The organism is Hymenobacter siberiensis (assembly GCF_018967865.2).
Classification (GTDB): domain Bacteria; phylum Bacteroidota; class Bacteroidia; order Cytophagales; family Hymenobacteraceae; genus Hymenobacter; species Hymenobacter siberiensis.
This window is the reverse complement of record NZ_JAHLZY020000001.1, coordinates 683,393-699,254: the sequence shown is the minus strand read 5'-3', so window position 1 is coordinate 699,254 and position 15,862 is coordinate 683,393. Positions and strand designations below refer to the sequence as shown.

Genomic DNA, 15,862 nt, shown 5'->3' with positions numbered 1-15,862 from the left:
CGGTTTGGTGTTGCAAGATACAAAAAATATGTTAGGCACGCCTACTACTTTGCAAAAGGAAAACCCCGGATGTGCGGGGGTTTTAGGTTTTAGCCAGTATGCCTTATTGAGAGCAACTGAAGCATCTTGGTATGGGTTGATTCTTACTTCAATTCCATCAAAGCACCGCTCTTGATAAGCATTTGCTGGTCTTTGTACCGAAACTGCACAAAGGCTGCGACGGCTGACAAGTAACGTACTTGTGTCGCTTCAGGTAACTGGTGCTGCTTCAAGAAGCTGGTGTAATCTGTCATTATATCCGCTACTGACCCATTTCTTAGAATCACAATTTTGCCCTTCCGATTAATAAAAAGCCGGCCGGAATCATGAGAGCCCCAAGTGAATAAATAGACACCATCTGTGAACTGCCGCCGTGAATGGTTAATCACGTTGAAAACGGGAACGTATTGGTACTGACCTGCGAATATTTTGAGGTTGATGCCATCATGCGATTCAATATAATGGCGGATTTGAAGTTCGACTGGAGCGGGAATTCTGACAGCTTCATTCGCAGCAAAGTCAAAGCATTGTGCTTTTACTTCTGCGATATTCAGCATCAGAAGCGATAAGCAAAACAGCAATGAAGCACCTCTCCCACTTCCTTGTAATCGGAATTGATTACTACTGCGGTAGAGATGCTTCACTGCATTCAGCATGACGTTCTTTATAGCAACGGCATCAAAAGCTACTTCAGCAACTCGTAGATGCCGGCGACGCCCTGGCCGCCGCCCACGCAGGCCGTGACCATGCCGTACTTCTTGCCGCGCTCGCGCAACTCGTCGAAGAGCTGGATGCTGAGCTTGGCACCGGAGCAGCCCAGCGGGTGGCCCAGGGCGATGGCGCCGCCGTTCACGTTCAGCTTCTCGGGGTCGATGCCGAGCTCGCGCACCACGGCCAGCGACTGCGAGGCGAAGGCTTCGTTCAGCTCAAACAGGTCGATGTCTTCGAGTTTCAGGCCGGCTTGCTTGAGGACTTTCGGCACGGCTTTGATGGGGCCCATGCCCATGATGCGCGGGTCCACGCCTTCGGTGGCGTAGTTCACCATGCGGGCGATGGGCTCCAGGTTCAGCTCCTTCACCATGCGCTCCGACATCACGAGCACAAAGGCCGCGCCGTCGGAGGTTTGAGAAGAGTTGCCGGCCGTGACGGTGCCGTTGGCAGCGAACACGGGGCGCAGGCGGGCCAGGGCTTCCACCGAGGTGTCGGCGCGGGGGCCTTCGTCGGTATCCACCACGTAGGAGCGGTTTTTCTTCTTGCCGGTGGCGGCGTCCACGTAGGTTTCCTCCACCGTCACGGGCACAATGCTCTTGGCAAACTTGCCGGCCGCGATGGCTTTGATGGCCTTCTGGTGCGACTGGTACGAGAATTCGTCCTGGTCCTGGCGGCTGATTTTGTAGTCGTTGGCCACGGCTTCGGCGGTGAGGCCCATGCCCATGTAATAGTCGGGATGAGTCATCGCCAACTTGTAGTTGGGCACAGTTTTCCAGCCCACGGTGGGCACCATGCTCATGCTCTCGGTGCCGCCCGCGATGATGCAGTCGGCCATGCCGGCCGAGATTTTACCCACGGCCATGGCAATGGTTTCCACGCCGGAGCCGCAGTAGCGGTTCACGATGAGGCCGGGCACGTTGATGGGCAGGGCCAGCAGCGAAATCAGGCGGCCCATTTGTAGGCCCTGTTCGGCCTCGGGCACGGCGTTGCCGACGATAACGTCGTCAATGCGCGTAGGGTCGAGGGCGGGCACCTGGGCCACGAGGTGCTTGATGACGGCGGCGGCGAGGTCGTCGGGCCGGGTGAAGCGGAAACCGCCGCGGGGGGCTTTGCCCACGGCCGTACGGTAGCCGGCTACGATATATGCGGTGTTGTTCGACATGTTGTTCTGACGTTAACCTCACGAGACCCCTTTGGGGCGTAGCCCCCTCTCCCGTGGAGAGAGAGGACTAGTTTCTAGCGCTAGTTAACTAACTTTTAAAAAGTTAAAGACTAAATTTTGATACTCACCCGAAAGTCTAAGACTAGAATTAGAAACTAGTTCCCCCTCTCTGCGGGAGAGGGGGCTAGGGGGTGAAGTGACTCGTGAGGTTAATTCCGCAGTGGCTTACCAGTCGTCAAAATGCTCTGAATCCGTTCCAGCGTCTTGCGCTCGCCGCAGAGGCTCAAGAACGCCTCGCGCTCCAAATCCAGCAGGTACTGCTCGCTCACTTCGGTGGGCGACGACAAATCGCCGCCGCACATCACGTAGGCCAGCTTATCGGCAATGAGCTGGTCGTGGGTCGAGATGTAGTTGCCCTGCTGCATGGCGTACACGCCGGTCTTGAACATGGCCAACGCGCCTTTGCCGTGCACTTTGATGTTGGTTTTCTGCAGCGGCTGGGTGTAGCCGGCATCGGCCATATCGATGGCGGCGGCTTTAGCCTGGGCGATGACGCGATTGCTGTTCAGCACCACTTCGTCGCCCCGGCGCAGGAAGCCTAGGTCGAAGGCCTCAGCGGCGGAGGTCGAAACCTTGGCCGTACTGATGGTCATGTAGGTGTTGCGCAGCAGGTTGAATTCCGGCTCGCCGTCCTCGTACTTGAGGGCGGTGCGCAGGGTCATTTCCTTGGTGCCGCCGCCACCGGGAATCAGGCCCACGCCGAATTCCACGAGGCCGATGTAGGATTCGGCCGCCGCTACCACACGGTCGCAGTGCAGGTTCAGCTCGCAGCCGCCGCCCAGCGTGAGGCCGTGCGGGGTGCCCACCACCGGGATGCTGCTGTAGCGCATCCGCATCATGGCCTGCTGGAACTGCTGAATCATCATGTTCAGCTCGTCGAAATCCTGGTCGAGGGCCTGCATATACACGAGGCCCAAGTTGGCGCCGGCCGAGAAGTTCGGCGCGTCGTTGCCCACCACGAGGCCGCGGTAGCCGGCTTCAGCCATCTCCACACCTTTCAGCAGGCCCAGAATCACGTCCTGGCCCAGCGCGTTCATCTTCGAGTGGAATTCCACGTTCAGGATGCCGTCGCCGAGGTCGATAACTGAGGCACCGGAGTTTTTCCACAGCACTTTACCGCTGGCGCGCAGGTTGTCGAGAATGATGAAATTCTCCACACCTGGCACCGACTGGTAGCTTTTCGAGGCGATGTCATAGAACTGGCGCACGCCAGCTTCGGTCACCTTATAAAAGGTAGTATTACCGGCGGCCAGCATCTCCTCCACCCACGGGGCGGGAGTGCGGCCGGCAGCTTTGGCCAGGTCGAGGCCGGCCTGCACGCCCAGCGCGTCCCAGGTTTCAAACGGGCCCATTTCCCAGCCGAAACCGGCGCGCAGCGCGTCGTCCAGCTTGAACAGCTCGTCGGAAATCTCGGGGATGCGGTTACTCACATAGGAGAAGAGGCTGCCAAAGCTCAGGCGGTAGAACTCGCCCGCCTTGTCCTTGCCCGCCACCAGCACCTTGAAGCGGTCGGCCAGCTTCTCGATGGTTTTGGTCATTTCCAGCGTGGCGAATTTCACCTTTTGGCTCGGCTTGTACTCCATCGTGCTCAGGTCGAGCGCGTGGATTTCCGACTTGCCGCCTTCACCCTTCACTTTCTTGTAGAAGCCCTGGCCGGTTTTGTCGCCCAACCACTTGCTCTCGCCCATTTTCTGCACGAAATCGGGCAACACGAATACGTCCTTGGCCTCGTCGTTCGGCAGGCCTTGGGCCAGGCCGTTGGCCACGTTGATGGTCGTATCGAGGCCCACCACGTCAGACGTGCGCAGGGTAGCCGACTTGGCGTGGCCGATAACTGGACCAGTCAGCTTGTCGGTTTCCTCCACGGTCAGGCCCAGCTTCTGCATGGTCTGCATGGCATCGAGCAGGGCGAAAACGCCCACGCGGTTGGCAATGAAGCCGGGGGTGTCCTTGGCCAGCACCACCGTTTTGCCTAGGTACAAATCGCCGTAGTGTTGCAGGAAATCCAGCACTTCCGGCTTGGTGTCCGGCGTGGGAATGATTTCCAGCAGCTTCAGATAACGCGGCGGGTTGAAGAAGTGCGTGCCGGCGAAATGCTGCTTGAAATCCTCGGAGCGGCCCTCGGCCAGCAGGTGAATCGGGATGCCGCTGGTGTTGCTGGTGATGAGCGTGCCGGGCTTGCGGAACTGCTCCACCCGCTCATAAAGGCCTTTTTTGATGTCGAGGCGCTCGATTACGACTTCAATCGTCCAGTCGCAGCCGGCAATTTCCTTGAGGTTATCATCAAAGTTGCCGATTTTGATGCGGCTGGCGTCGGCCTTGCGGTAGAGCGGCGAGGGGTTGGCAACGATTGCAGCCTGCAGCGCAGCATTCACAATGCGGTTGCGCACGGCCGGGGCCTCCAGTTTCAGGCCCTTTTTCTCCTCGTCGGGCGTCAGCTCTTTAGGCGCAATGTCGAGCAACAGCACCTGCACGCCGATATTGGCGAAGTGGCAGGCAATGCGCGAGCCCATAACGCCGGAGCCGAGCACGGCAACTTTTTTGATGGTTCGATTCATAGTATTTTGACTGTCATTCTGAGCGCAGCGAAGAATCTTGTCACGTCCGCACTGCTGTGATTACTAGCGCCGACGAAAGCAGCCGTGATAAGATGCTTCCTTCGTCAGCATGACAAATACTTAGCTGTAAGAGGTGGGGGTTTCAGCCCGCAATGCTTTCAGCGTAAAGTCTTCAAAAAGGGTTTTACCCTCAATCATACCCGTAATCTGAGCCGCCACCTTAAAGAACACATCCAGCTGGCTCTGCGGGATTTTCTCCCGGATTTTCAGGTTGAAGTGCCTCACCGTCTGGCGCGAAACCTCCTTTTTCTCCAGCCCCAGTTCCGTCAGGAAAATGCGGACCGAGCGTTTATCCACGGAGTCAGCCTGCTTATAGACAAGGCCTTTTTCCTCCATGCTGCGCAGGATTCGGGTAAGGCTGCGGGTTTCGAGGCCCAGCAGCGGCGCGATTTTGGTAGCCGGTGTGCCGCGCTCTTGGTCGATGTTCAGCAGCACAAAGCCGATGCTCGTGGTGATATCATTTTGGGCAGCCTGAGTGTTGTACATGCGCGAAATCGCGTGCCAGGCCACTTTAATGTTGTAATCGACGGTTTCTTCGGCTTTCATGGGCGGGCGGTAAGAGCGGTAAACTTACGAAAAATTTGTTAGGCTTGCATACTATATCCCGATGCGATAAAAAAGAACGTCACGCTGAACTGCTTGCCGCTTCTCCACCGCAGCAGGAAATCCGGTTGAGTGGATACCTGCCTGGCAGAGGTGCTTCACTGCGTTCAGCATGACGTTCTTCGGACCTAACCGCCCCTGCCCTACCGCTCCCCGGCCGAGTTATACAGGCCTTCGATAATGTCCTTATTGTTTTCGGTAATGACCTTGCGCTTCACCTTCATGGTGGGAGTCATTTCGCCACTTTCCACGGTCCAGAGCTCGGGCAGGAGAGCGATTTTTTTCACCTGCTCCCACTGCGCAAAGCGCTGGTTGTATTTCTTCACCAGCCCCTCGTAGAGGTCCACTATCTTGGGGTTTTTCACCAATTCCTCGTTCGAGGCATCGGGCACGCCGTTGCGCTTGCACCAACCCTTGAGGTCGGAGAAGGAGGGAATGACGAGCGCCGAGGCAAATTTCTGGTCGGCCCCCACCACCATGGCCTGCTCGATGAGCGGGTCTTCCTTGAACTTGCCTTCGAGCACCTGCGGGGCAATGTACTTGCCGCCCGAGGTCTTGAACATCTCCTTCTTCCGGTCAGTGATTTTCAGAAACTTGCCGTTCACCAACTCGCCGATGTCGCCGGTATGGAACCAGCCTTCCTCGTCGAATTCCTTGGCCGTGAGCTCGGGCTGGTTATAGTAGCCCTTCATCACCGAAGCTGATTTGGTCAGAATCTCGCCGTCGGCCGCAATTTTCACCTGCATGTTGTCGATGAGCGGGCCCACGGCCCCAATCATGTTGTTCTCGGGCTCGTAGCCGCCCACGGCAATCACGGGCGAGGTTTCGGTGAGGCCGTAGCCTTCCATCACATGGATGCCGGCCGCCCAGAACACGCGGGCCAAACGGGGCTGCAAGGCCCCGCCGCCACTCACGATGCAGCGCAGGTTGCCGCCCAGCGCCTCGCGCCACTTGTTGAAAATGAGCTTATTGGCCAGCGCCAGCTGGGTATTATAGAGGAAGCCCTGGTCTTTCTGGGTATCGTACTTCAGGCCCAGCTCCAGGGCCCAGAAGAACAGGCTTTTCTTCACGCCTTCGAGCTCATGGCCCTTTTGCACGATTTTATCATACACCTTTTCGAGCAGGCGCGGCACGGTGGTGAAAATATCAGGCTTCACTTCGCGCAGGTTGTCGGCGATGACGTCCATGCTTTCGGCGTAGTAGATGCTCACCCCGTTTATCATGTACAGATAGGTCACCATACGCTCGAAAATGTGGCAGAGCGGCAAGAAACTCAACGCTTTATCGTCCTTCGTGACCGGCACGAAGCGTTGCGAGTTGCGGCAGTTACTCAGGATGTTATCGTGCGTGAGCATCACGCCCTTGGGCTTGCCAGTGGTGCCGCTAGTGTAGATGAGCGTGAGGAGGTCGTCGGGCTCGACGGCGGCTTTCAGAGGCTCCAGGGCAGCGGCGTTGCCCTTTTTACCAATTTCCAGCAGTTCGTCGAAGTGGCGGGCACCGTCGATTTTATCGAAGGTGAAGACGTTTTCAGCCGGGATGTCGAGGCCCTCCGTGGCTTCTTTCACCTTGTCGAACAGCTTCTGGTCGGCCACGAATACGGCCCGCACGCCGGCGTCGGTAAAGATGTACTTGTAGTCCTCAACGGTGATGCTCGGGTACATCGGCACGCTGATGGCCCCGATTTGTGAGATGCCGAAATCGGCCAGCATCCACTCCGGGCGGTTCATGCTGATGATGGCTACTTTGTCGCCGCGTTTGAGGCCGAGCGATACGAGACCGAGCGAAACCAGGTTGGCCTGGTCCTGAATTTGCTGGCTGCTGATGGGCACCCAGTTTCCGTTGATTTTAGAGGCCAGCGCATCGGATTTGGGCGACTCGGCAATTTGGTGGGCTAGTATATCAAAGGCGCGACGAACGTCCATGGGTGGGGCGGATAAAGCGTATTGCGTGAAATTCAGCTTAAATAAAGCGCTTTTTTCGGGGCTGCGCCCCCCCGCGCCACGCACTTCTGCAGCGCTGCAGCTGCCCGTTAAAACCAAATGAGCCGCAAAAACGCTCAAAAAGCCCCAAAATCCGGCTTTTTTCGGTGTAATTTTGAGCCCTAGCATTCCCGCTCCCAATGAATCTGGCCCTGTTTTTTGACCCGCTGCCGGAAACGCTGACCGAGGCCGTGCCCGCGCCTACCACGCTGGCCGCCTACGCCACCCGCTTCACCGAAACATTCCCCGACTGGCGCACCGCCGACCTAGCCATCATCGGGCTGGATGAGTGGCGCGGCAGCGCGGCCGGACCGCCCAGTCCCCGCCGCCACGGCCCCAACGAAGTGCGCCAGCGCTTCTACCAGCTGCAAAAAGGCACGGGCATGCTGCGCCTCGTCGACCTCGGCAACCTGCGACCCGGCCTCACCCTGGAGGATACTTACCAGCGCCTGCGCGAGATTATCGGGGCGCTACTCGAAGAAAACACGGTGCCCATTCTACTCGGAGGCAGCCACGATTTGGACTACGGTCAATTTCTGGCCTACGAAGCGCAGGACCGCACCATCAATGTCACAATAGTAGACTCGCGGCCCGACATGGCCGAGCCCGGCCCCGGTACCCCGGCCGAAGAGAGCCACCTGCGCAGCCTGCTGGTGCACGAGCCCAACATCGTATTCAGCCTGGCCCACCTCGGCCACCAGCAGTACCTCACCCCACCCGAGGTGATGGTGGCCCTCGAAAAGCTCCATTTCGATACCATGAGCGTGGGCGAGGTGCGCGCCGACCGCCGCCTGGCCGAGCCGCTGGTGCGCCAGGCCGATTTTATGAGCGTGGATATTGCCGCCATTCGCTGGCAGGACTCGCCGGGCTACTACCCAGCCAACCCCTTCGGCCTGGGCAATGAGGAAGCCACGCAGCTGTGCTGGTACGCCGGCCACAACGAGCAGCTTAGCTCCTTCGGCATCTACGGCTACCGGGCCGACGTGGATGCCAACGGCCTGGCTGCCGCCACCATCGCCAGCATGCTCTGGTACTTCGTGGAAGGCTTTTACCACCGCCGGCCCGAAACCGGTTTCGGCACGTTCCGCTTCCTCACCTACACCGTGGTGCTGCCCGGCAACCCCGACAAGCTGGTGTTCTACAAATCGCGCCGCGCCGAGAAATGGTGGATGGAAGTGGAGCGCCTCGGCGACAATGCCACCAAGCGCGTGGTACCCTGCACGTATGAGGACTACCTGAACGCCTCGCAGGGCGACCTGCCGCAGCGCTGGATTCGGTTGCAAGCGCTGCTGAGCTAGGTTTTATTTGACTTATTACCCGGAACGTCATGCTTCGCTGCGCTCTGCATGACATTCTTTTTGTATGATTGCCCCCCTCCCCACCTACACCAAAAACCAGCTCGCCCTGCGCAATGGCCAGGACCGCGACGAAATCTGGGTGGCTTACCAAGGCCGGATTTATGACGTGAGCCGCTCGCGCCTCTGGCGGCGCGGCAATCACTACGAGCACTGGGCCGGCCAGGACCTCACCGCCGAGCTGGACAAAGACGCGCCGCACACAGCCAACGTATTCGATAACTTCCCCGTTGTGGGCCAGCTTGTGCGGTAAGCTTTAGCCTGCCGTCTGTCTCAATCTCTTCTTTACCACCACGGCCCTGCGGTGCCAGCTAAAGCTTACCTGACATGATGACCACCGAAGCACCCTCCGAATTCGACCACCTCGAAACCCTGCCCACCGCCGAGCTGCTGGCCGGCATGAACCAGCTCGACCAAACCGTGCCCCAAACCGTGGCCAAAGCCCTGCCGCAGCTTGAGCGGCTGGTAGAAGCCACCGTGGCCCGGCTACGAGCGGGCGGCCGGCTGTTCTACATTGGGGCGGGCACCAGCGGGCGGCTGGGCGTGGTGGATGCCTCGGAATGCCCACCCACGTTTGGCGTGCCGGCCGAGATGGTGGTGGGCATCATAGCGGGTGGCGATGGCGCCATTCGGGTGGCCGTGGAAGGCGCGGAAGACGACGCCGAGCAGGCCTGGAAAGACTTGCAGGCCCACAACATCGGCCCCAAAGATGTGCTGGTGGGCATTGCCGCCTCGGGCCGCACGCCCTACGTCATTGGTGGACTAACGCGGGCACGGGCGGCGGGCCTGGCCACGGGTTGCGTGGTATGCAACGCCGGCTCAGCGGTAGCTGCGGCGGCCGAGTTTCCGGTGGAAGTGGTGACGGGGCCGGAATTCATCACCGGCAGCACGCGTCTCAAGGCCGGCTCGGCCCAGAAAATGGCGCTTAACATGCTCACCACGGCCACGTTCATCCGCCTGGGCTACGTGCGGGGCAACAAGATGGTCGACATGAAGCTCTCCAACGTGAAGCTGGTGGACCGGGGCGAGCGCATGCTGATGGACGAGCTCGGCATTGCACAGGCCGAGGCGGCAGCCCTGCTGAAACAGTACGGCAGCGTGCGCACGGCGCTGGAAGCTGTCCAGCCATAGCACATGCTTCGGCTTGTGCCTCACGGCCTTACTTTTTCATCCGAACGATTCGGGATTTCTGGCGTTTCTAGGGAGGCACAAGCTAAAGTATGTGCTCCATCGTCCCATGCACACCATCGAGCCGCACTACAACTGGATTGAGCAATACTCAGCCTCTGAAGACCCTCGTTCGCCACTTTTCGAGACCGAGAACAGTCTGGAGACCTATACCAACACGATTTACGGATACTACATTCATCCGCAATGGGACAGCCTGGGGTCCGACACCCTGTTCTTCAAAATCCTCTTTGCCGACTATGACGATGGCATTGCCGTGCTCGAATTTATCGGCGAGTGGAACGACGCCATTGAAAATGACATCATGGAGCTCAAGCGGAATATCATCGATATTCTGGTGCACGAGGGCATCCGCAAGTTCATTCTCATCGGCGAGAACGTGTTCAACTTCCACGGTTCCGACGATGACTACTACGAGGAATGGTACGAGGATGTGGAAGATGGCTGGATTGCGGGCATCAATTTCCAGGAGCATGTGCTGCGCGAAATGAAACAGTACAACGTGGACAACTACATCAACTTCGGCGGCCAGCTCGACGACCTGCCTTGGCGCACCTACGAGCCACGACGCCTGTTTGAAGTAGTGGATAACCTGCTGAGCAGGCGGCTGGGCCTGCCCGAAACCGAGCTGTAGTCCAACTCCTCTAAACGCAAAAAAGCCTCTCCGTTGCCGGAGAGGCTTTTTGTTGTAAAGCAGTTAAAACTACTTCTTAACTTCTTCGGTCGTGGTGGTCGTGGTGGTCGTGGTGGTGCCAGCAGCGTCCATTTTGTCAGCGTTGTCCTGGATGGCTTCGCCTTTGGCATCAGCCGAGTCACGCACCATGTCAGCCTTGTCTTCCATAGCGTCAGCTTTGGCTTCGCCAGCGTCTTTCACGTTTTCGCCAACCTGCTCCTGAGCCTCTTCTTTCTTACTGTCGCACGAAGTGAAGGTGAACGAACCGAGGGCCAGGGCGAGGAACAATACTTTTTTCATCTTGGGGTTTGTTTTAAAATGTGGTTGGTTTTCAAGCAACGTTCGAAGCACCAGCCGAAGCTTAGCTTCAAATTCGTGGCTTTATACCTACTCTCAAAGAAGGTAACCCGCTGCCGAAAAAAATTATGAAGGATTTATGAGGACATTCCTGCCTCCTTATTTCTTCCGAAACAGGATGCCGATGGGCACGCCCGTGAAATCGAAATGCTCGCGCATCCGGTTTTCGAGGTAGCGCACGTAGTTGGTTTGCACGTACTGCGGCAGGTTGGCGAAGAAGGCAAACACCGGGTTGTGCGTGGGCAGCTGCGTCACGTACTTGATGCGAATCATCTTGCCTTTGAGCGCGGGCGGGCCGTACTTCTCAATCTCCTTCAGCATGATGTCGTTCAGCTGTGAGGTCGGGATTTTACGGCGCTTGTTGCCATACACCTCAATGGCCGTTTCAATGGCCTTGTGCACCCGCTGCTTGTTCAGCACCGAGATAAACACCATGGGGATGTAGGCAATGGGCGCAATCTTTTCGAGGATTTTTGCCTCGAACTCCTTAGAAGTATTGGTTTCCTTGTTCTCCACAAGGTCCCACTTGTTCACCAAAATCACGATGCCTTTGCGGTTTTTATCGGCCAGGGTGATGATGTTCACGTCCTGGGCTTCGATACCACGGCTGGCGTCCAGCATCACGATGCAGACGTCGCACTCTTCCAAGGCGCGCAGGCTGCGCATGTTGGCGTAGAATTCCACGTCCTCGCTCACCTTGGCCTTGCGGCGCAGGCCAGCCGTATCAACCAGGATAAACTCCTTACCAAAGGCGTTGTAGCGGGCCGAAATCGAATCCCGCGTCGTGCCGGCGATTTCGGTTACGATGCTGCGGTCTTCGCCGAGCAGCAGGTTCACGAGGCTGGATTTGCCCACGTTGGGGCGGCCCACCACGGCAATGCGCGGAATTTCCGATTCCGGCTCTTCCTCACCGGGCTCGTCGAAGTTGGCAACTACGGCATCCAGCAATTCGCCGGTACCGTGGCCATTGGCGCTGCTGATGGCGTAAATTTCGCCGTCGCCCAGGCCCAACGAGTAGAACTCGCCCACGCCGTTGGCGCGCAAGTTAGTATCGGCCTTATTGGCCACCATATAGATGGGCTTTTTGCTGATGTAGCGGCGCAGCACGTGCGCAAACTCCTCGTCGAGGCCGTGCACGCCGGCTTCGGCATCCACCATAAACAGGATAACGTCGGCCTCTTCGATGGCCAGTTTCACCTGCTTGTTGATTTCGCCCTCGAAAATATCTTCCGAATTGTGCACGTAGCCACCCGTGTCAATCACGGTGAAGTTCTTGCCAATCCAGTCGCCGTAGCCGTAGTGGCGGTCGCGGGTTACGCCGCTCTCGTTGTCCATAATAGCCTTGCGCTGACCTACAAGGCGGTTGAATAGCGTGGATTTGCCCACGTTGGGCCGCCCTACAATGGCGACCGTGTTTTGCTTTGACATGATATGTGGCCCCAGCCGCCGACCCGACCTAGATTCGGCAGTGCCCGGGGTGTGTTAGTTATAGATGGTCGGAATATGGTGAGGTAGTGAGGTGTGAGATGGTGAGTTTGATATTCCGCTCGCGCAAATGCCGCAGTTAAAACATCAACTCACCTTCTCACACCTCACCATCTCGCTACTGGTACCCAAACCGGCTCAGCGCTTTCGCGTCGGTGCGCCAGTTCTCGTTCACTTTTACATACATTTCCAGGAAGACTTTCTTTTGGAAGAACTTCTCCATTTCCTCGCGGGCCCAAGTGCCTACTTTCTTCAGCGCCACGCCGCCCTGGCCGATGACGATGCCTTTCTGGGAGTTGCGCTCGACGTAGATAATGCCGCGAATGCGGATGATATCTTCCTCTTCCTTAAACTCTTCGATAACAACCTCGCAGCTGTACGGAATCTCCTTTTTATAAAGCTTGAAGATTTTTTCGCGCACCATTTCGGCGGCAAAAAAACGCTCCGGCTTGTCGGTTAGCTCATCCTTGGGGTAATAGGGCGGGTGCACGGGCAGGCGCTCCATCACCAGCTGCAACACACCGTCGGTGCCGAAATGGTTGAGGGCCGAAATGGGCAGCACTTCAGCGGCGTTGGGCAGTTGCTCTTTCCAGTAGGCCAGCTTGGACTCCACTTCCTCCTGGTTGGCCTGGTCAATTTTGTTGACAAGCAGGATGATGGGCGTGTCCGTCATTTTGCGCAGGCGCTCCACTACGGGCTCTTCGTCGTGCTTCTCGTAGATGTCGGTTACGAAGAGCACCACGTCGGCATCTTCGAGCGACGAGTACACGAACGACATCATGGCGTTGTGCAGCTCGTATTTGGGCTGAATAATGCCGGGCGTGTCGGAATAAATCAGCTGAAAATCATCGCCGTTGAGGATACCCAGAATGCGGTGGCGCGTGGTCTGGGCCTTGCTCGTGACGATGCTGAGCCGCTCGCCCACCAGCGCATTCATGAGCGTGGACTTGCCCACATTGGGTTTGCCAATGATGCTCACAAAGCCGGCGCGATGGGGTTTAGTTTCGGGGTTCACGATGGATGGGTTTGATAATCAGGGCCGCAAAGGTACGGCTTGCGGGGCGGAAAAGCTAGAAAAGGGCTGAAATCGGGCTTATGCTGCTGTGACCAAAACCATGTTTGGAGTGAGCCGGTTGCTGAACGAATGAATGTAGTGCGGACTTTTAGTCCGCGAGTTGAGCAGTTCACTCGCGGACTAAAAGTCCGCGCTACATCCACGGTACAACCCCGAACTTTGCCCCAATGAATTCCACTACTTCCCCCAACGCCCGCATCGGCGTGCTGCTCGTCAACCTCGGCACGCCCGACTCGCCCAACACGCCCGACGTGCGCCGCTACCTCAACGAATTTCTGACCGATGGCCGCGTGGTTGACATGCCGGCGGCCATTCGCTACCCGCTGTTTCAGGGGCTGGTGGTGCCGTTGCGGGCCCCCAAATCGGCCAAGATTTACAAGGAGCTGTGGACGGAGCGCGGCTCGCCCCTGCTCTTCCACGGGCTTGATTTGCAGGAGAAAGTGCAGGCTGCCCTGGGCGAGCACTACGTGGTAGCCTTCGGCATGCGCTACCAAAAGCCCAGCGTGGAGAAGGCGCTGGAAGAGCTGCGTGCGGCCAACGTGGAGCGCATCATCGTGCTGCCGCTGTTTCCGCAGTATGCGTCGGCCAGCACGGGCTCGGTGCAGGAGAAGGTGATGGACATTGTGAAAGACTGGTGGGTGGTGCCCAGCATCAGCTTTATCAGCCAGTTTGCTACCGACCCGGGCTTTATTGCCACCATCGTGGCGCGGGGCCGGGCTGAGATGGACAAGCAGCACTACGACCACGTGGTGTTCAGCTACCACGGCATTCCGGAACGCCACGTAAAAAAGGGCGACCCCACCAACTACTGCCGCTTCGGCAGCTGCTGCGATACCCTCACGCCCGCTAACCAATATTGCTACCGCGCTCAGTGCTTTGCCACGTCGCGCCTAGTGGCGGCCGGCCTGGGCCTCGCGCCCGAGCAATACACGGTAGCCTTCCAGAGCCGCCTACAAAGCCGCCTGCGCGACCCCTGGCTGCAGCCCTACACCGATGAGGCGCTGAAGCCGATGCCCGCCAAAGGCATCAAGCATGTGCTGGCTTTCAGCCCCGCCTTCGTGGCCGACTGCCTCGAAACGACCATCGAGGTGGGCGAGGAGTTCAAGGAGCTGTTCGAGGAAGCCGGCGGCGTGCACTGGCAGCTGGTGCCCTCGCTGAACTCGGAGCCGCAGTGGGTGGAGGCCGTGGCCGATATGCTTCGGCGCAATTAGAACCAGCGTTTGAAACCGCGAATAGCCCGTGATGCTGCGTGCAGCATCACGGGCTATTCGCGGTTTCGGCGCCAGCCAAATTAAGCGCAGCTATAGTAGCTTTAAGATTTATTAATCAGCAAATTCCCACGTAAATGCGCTTTCGCTACACACTAGCACTTGCTTTCGGCCTGTTGGCCGACACCCGGGCCCAAGCTCAACAAGCCGTCAAAATCTTATTCGACGCCACCAAGGCCGAAACGGCCGGCAATGCCGACTGGGTGATTGACGCCGACGTGTCGGGTAGTCCGCAGCGCCTGCCCACGCCGCTGCAAAGCACCGTTACGGCCAGCACGCCCGAAGGCTACTGGACCGGCGCACTCTCCTCCTGGGGCATTGCGCTGGTGAAACGCGGCTATCAGGTTGAGACGCTGCCGGGCAGCGGCCGCATCACCTACAACGATGCCACCAATGCCCAGGACCTGCATTACTACGCCGCCTACATCGTGGACGAGCCGAATATTCGCTATACCACGGCCGAAAAAACGGCCATCCTGAACTATGTGCGCAGCGGCGGCGGCCTGTTCATGATTTCGGACCACACCATTTCGGACCGCAACGGCGACGGCTGGGACTCGCCCGCCATCTGGAACGACCTCATGGCCTCGGCCAGTCCCGTCAATCCCTTCGGCATCACCTTCGACCTCAATAACCTCTCCTTCACGACCGGCGTGGGCGCGGCCGTAGCTCCCGCCGACTCGCTGCTGCACGGCCCCGCCGGCAACCCGGTGGCCATGGAATACCACAACGGGGCCAGCATCACCCTCGCTCCCACCGCCAATGCCAGCGTGCGCGGCGTGTTGTTTCGGCCCAGCGTGGCTACTACCGGTACCACGGGGGCCATTGTGGCGCGGGCCCGCTACGGCCAGGGCCGGGTAGCTGCTCTGGGCGATTCTTCGCCGCCCGACGATGGCACCGGTGCGCCCGGCAATAACCTGTACGACGGCTGGGCAGCCGAAGCCAACGGCGACCATGCCCGCCTGCTGCTCAATGCCACCATCTGGCTGGCTACGCCCACCCGCACCGCTATGGCCACCCGCCACGCCACGGAAGCCGACTTCAGTATTTACCCCAATCCCAGTGCCGATGCTTTTTTCATCAGCGGCAACGTGCTGCCGGTTGAAATCCGCTGCCACGACATGCTGGGCAAGGCAGTTGCTATTACCAGTGCGGCGGCTGGCGTGGGCGCCGTGCGCGTCGATGCTGCCGGGCTGGCGCCGGGCCTCTACGTGCTGCGCCTGCGCCTACCCGATGGACAGGTGCTCACCCGCCAGATTGCCCGGCAATAAAGCCCGTCCGGCTCCGGA

Annotated in this window: 14 protein-coding genes; 6 read left to right on the top strand and 8 right to left on the bottom strand. The window is 58.6% G+C overall.

From position 1 onward, the window contains the following. Nucleotides 1-143: 143 nt before the first annotated feature. From KQ659_RS02985 to KQ659_RS02965, 5 genes are all read right to left on the bottom strand, one after another. Nucleotides 144-596 (bottom strand): hypothetical protein, encoded by a 453-nt coding sequence (locus KQ659_RS02985; RefSeq protein WP_216678861.1) that lies wholly within the window; start codon nucleotides 594-596, stop codon nucleotides 144-146. Between the two features lie 128 nt (nucleotides 597-724). Further along, entirely contained in the window at nucleotides 725-1,912 is a 1,188-nt protein-coding gene (locus KQ659_RS02980; protein ID WP_216685374.1) for an acetyl-CoA C-acyltransferase, read from the bottom strand. Nucleotides 1,913-2,121: 209 nt separating this feature from the next. Beyond that, entirely contained in the window at nucleotides 2,122-4,530 is a 2,409-nt protein-coding gene (locus KQ659_RS02975) for a 3-hydroxyacyl-CoA dehydrogenase/enoyl-CoA hydratase family protein (protein WP_216685375.1), read from the bottom strand. Nucleotides 4,531-4,650: 120 nt separating this feature from the next. Continuing rightward, nucleotides 4,651-5,136 (bottom strand): MarR family winged helix-turn-helix transcriptional regulator, encoded by a 486-nt coding sequence (locus KQ659_RS02970; RefSeq protein ID WP_216678864.1) that lies wholly within the window; start codon nucleotides 5,134-5,136, stop codon nucleotides 4,651-4,653. A 200-nt stretch (nucleotides 5,137-5,336) separates the two neighbouring features. Then, nucleotides 5,337-7,115 carry an AMP-dependent synthetase/ligase gene (locus tag KQ659_RS02965; RefSeq protein ID WP_216678865.1) on the bottom strand — a complete coding sequence of 593 codons (1,779 nt, stop codon included), beginning with the start codon at nucleotides 7,113-7,115 and terminating at the stop codon, nucleotides 5,337-5,339. Nucleotides 7,116-7,312: 197 nt separating this feature from the next. On the opposite strand from KQ659_RS02965, the gene KQ659_RS02960 reads away from it, so the two are divergent. From KQ659_RS02960 to KQ659_RS02945, 4 genes are all read left to right on the top strand, one after another. Further along, on the top strand, nucleotides 7,313-8,470 hold the full coding sequence (locus tag KQ659_RS02960; protein WP_216678866.1) for a formimidoylglutamase: 1,158 nt from the start codon (nucleotides 7,313-7,315) through the stop codon (nucleotides 8,468-8,470). 64 nt (nucleotides 8,471-8,534) lie between these two features. Next, nucleotides 8,535-8,780: a cytochrome b5 domain-containing protein gene (locus KQ659_RS02955; protein WP_216678867.1), complete on the top strand. Its 246-nt coding sequence runs from the start codon at nucleotides 8,535-8,537 to the stop codon at nucleotides 8,778-8,780. 77 nt (nucleotides 8,781-8,857) lie between these two features. After that, entirely contained in the window at nucleotides 8,858-9,658 is an 801-nt protein-coding gene (gene murQ, locus KQ659_RS02950) for an N-acetylmuramic acid 6-phosphate etherase (RefSeq protein ID WP_216690768.1), read from the top strand. 106 nt (nucleotides 9,659-9,764) lie between these two features. Next, nucleotides 9,765-10,349 carry a hypothetical protein gene (locus tag KQ659_RS02945; RefSeq protein ID WP_216690314.1) on the top strand — a complete coding sequence of 195 codons (585 nt, stop codon included), beginning with the start codon at nucleotides 9,765-9,767 and terminating at the stop codon, nucleotides 10,347-10,349. 69 nt (nucleotides 10,350-10,418) lie between these two features. On the opposite strand, the gene KQ659_RS02940 is transcribed toward KQ659_RS02945, so the two are convergent. From KQ659_RS02940 to era, 3 genes are all read right to left on the bottom strand, one after another. After that, the gene (locus tag KQ659_RS02940; protein ID WP_216690315.1) at nucleotides 10,419-10,688 is read right to left on the bottom strand and encodes a hypothetical protein; all 270 of its coding nucleotides are present in this window, start codon (nucleotides 10,686-10,688) and stop codon (nucleotides 10,419-10,421) included. A gap of 156 nt (nucleotides 10,689-10,844) precedes the next feature. Next, nucleotides 10,845-12,173, bottom strand: coding sequence for a ribosome biogenesis GTPase Der (der, locus tag KQ659_RS02935; RefSeq protein WP_216678869.1), 1,329 nt, complete (start codon nucleotides 12,171-12,173; stop codon nucleotides 10,845-10,847). A 175-nt stretch (nucleotides 12,174-12,348) separates the two neighbouring features. Then, the gene (era, locus tag KQ659_RS02930; RefSeq protein WP_216678870.1) at nucleotides 12,349-13,245 is read right to left on the bottom strand and encodes a GTPase Era; all 897 of its coding nucleotides are present in this window, start codon (nucleotides 13,243-13,245) and stop codon (nucleotides 12,349-12,351) included. 227 nt (nucleotides 13,246-13,472) lie between these two features. Between era and hemH the strand changes: the two genes are divergently transcribed. Continuing rightward, nucleotides 13,473-14,516, top strand: coding sequence for a ferrochelatase (gene hemH / locus KQ659_RS02925; protein ID WP_168671210.1), 1,044 nt, complete (start codon nucleotides 13,473-13,475; stop codon nucleotides 14,514-14,516). Between the two features lie 134 nt (nucleotides 14,517-14,650). Beyond that, nucleotides 14,651-15,844 carry a T9SS type A sorting domain-containing protein gene (locus KQ659_RS02920; RefSeq protein ID WP_216678871.1) on the top strand — a complete coding sequence of 398 codons (1,194 nt, stop codon included), beginning with the start codon at nucleotides 14,651-14,653 and terminating at the stop codon, nucleotides 15,842-15,844. The last annotated feature ends 18 nt before the right edge of the window (nucleotides 15,845-15,862 follow it).

Bases quoted from the DNA above. Each gene is read 5' to 3' on its own strand.
- KQ659_RS02985 (WP_216678861.1), bottom strand. From the start codon at position 596: ATGCTGAATATCGCAGAAGTAAAAGCACAATGCTTTGACTTTGCTGCG.
- KQ659_RS02980 (WP_216685374.1), bottom strand. From the start codon at position 1,912: ATGTCGAACAACACCGCATATATCGTAGCCGGCTACCGTACGGCCGTG.
- KQ659_RS02975 (WP_216685375.1), bottom strand. From the start codon at position 4,530: ATGAATCGAACCATCAAAAAAGTTGCCGTGCTCGGCTCCGGCGTTATG.
- KQ659_RS02970 (WP_216678864.1), bottom strand. From the start codon at position 5,136: ATGAAAGCCGAAGAAACCGTCGATTACAACATTAAAGTGGCCTGGCAC.
- KQ659_RS02965 (WP_216678865.1), bottom strand. From the start codon at position 7,115: ATGGACGTTCGTCGCGCCTTTGATATACTAGCCCACCAAATTGCCGAG.
- KQ659_RS02960 (WP_216678866.1), top strand. From the start codon at position 7,313: ATGAATCTGGCCCTGTTTTTTGACCCGCTGCCGGAAACGCTGACCGAG.
- KQ659_RS02955 (WP_216678867.1), top strand. From the start codon at position 8,535: ATGATTGCCCCCCTCCCCACCTACACCAAAAACCAGCTCGCCCTGCGC.
- murQ (WP_216690768.1), top strand. From the start codon at position 8,858: ATGACCACCGAAGCACCCTCCGAATTCGACCACCTCGAAACCCTGCCC.
- KQ659_RS02945 (WP_216690314.1), top strand. From the start codon at position 9,765: ATGCACACCATCGAGCCGCACTACAACTGGATTGAGCAATACTCAGCC.
- KQ659_RS02940 (WP_216690315.1), bottom strand. From the start codon at position 10,688: ATGAAAAAAGTATTGTTCCTCGCCCTGGCCCTCGGTTCGTTCACCTTC.
- der (WP_216678869.1), bottom strand. From the start codon at position 12,173: ATGTCAAAGCAAAACACGGTCGCCATTGTAGGGCGGCCCAACGTGGGC.
- hemH (WP_168671210.1), top strand. From the start codon at position 13,473: ATGAATTCCACTACTTCCCCCAACGCCCGCATCGGCGTGCTGCTCGTC.
- KQ659_RS02920 (WP_216678871.1), top strand. From the start codon at position 14,651: ATGCGCTTTCGCTACACACTAGCACTTGCTTTCGGCCTGTTGGCCGAC.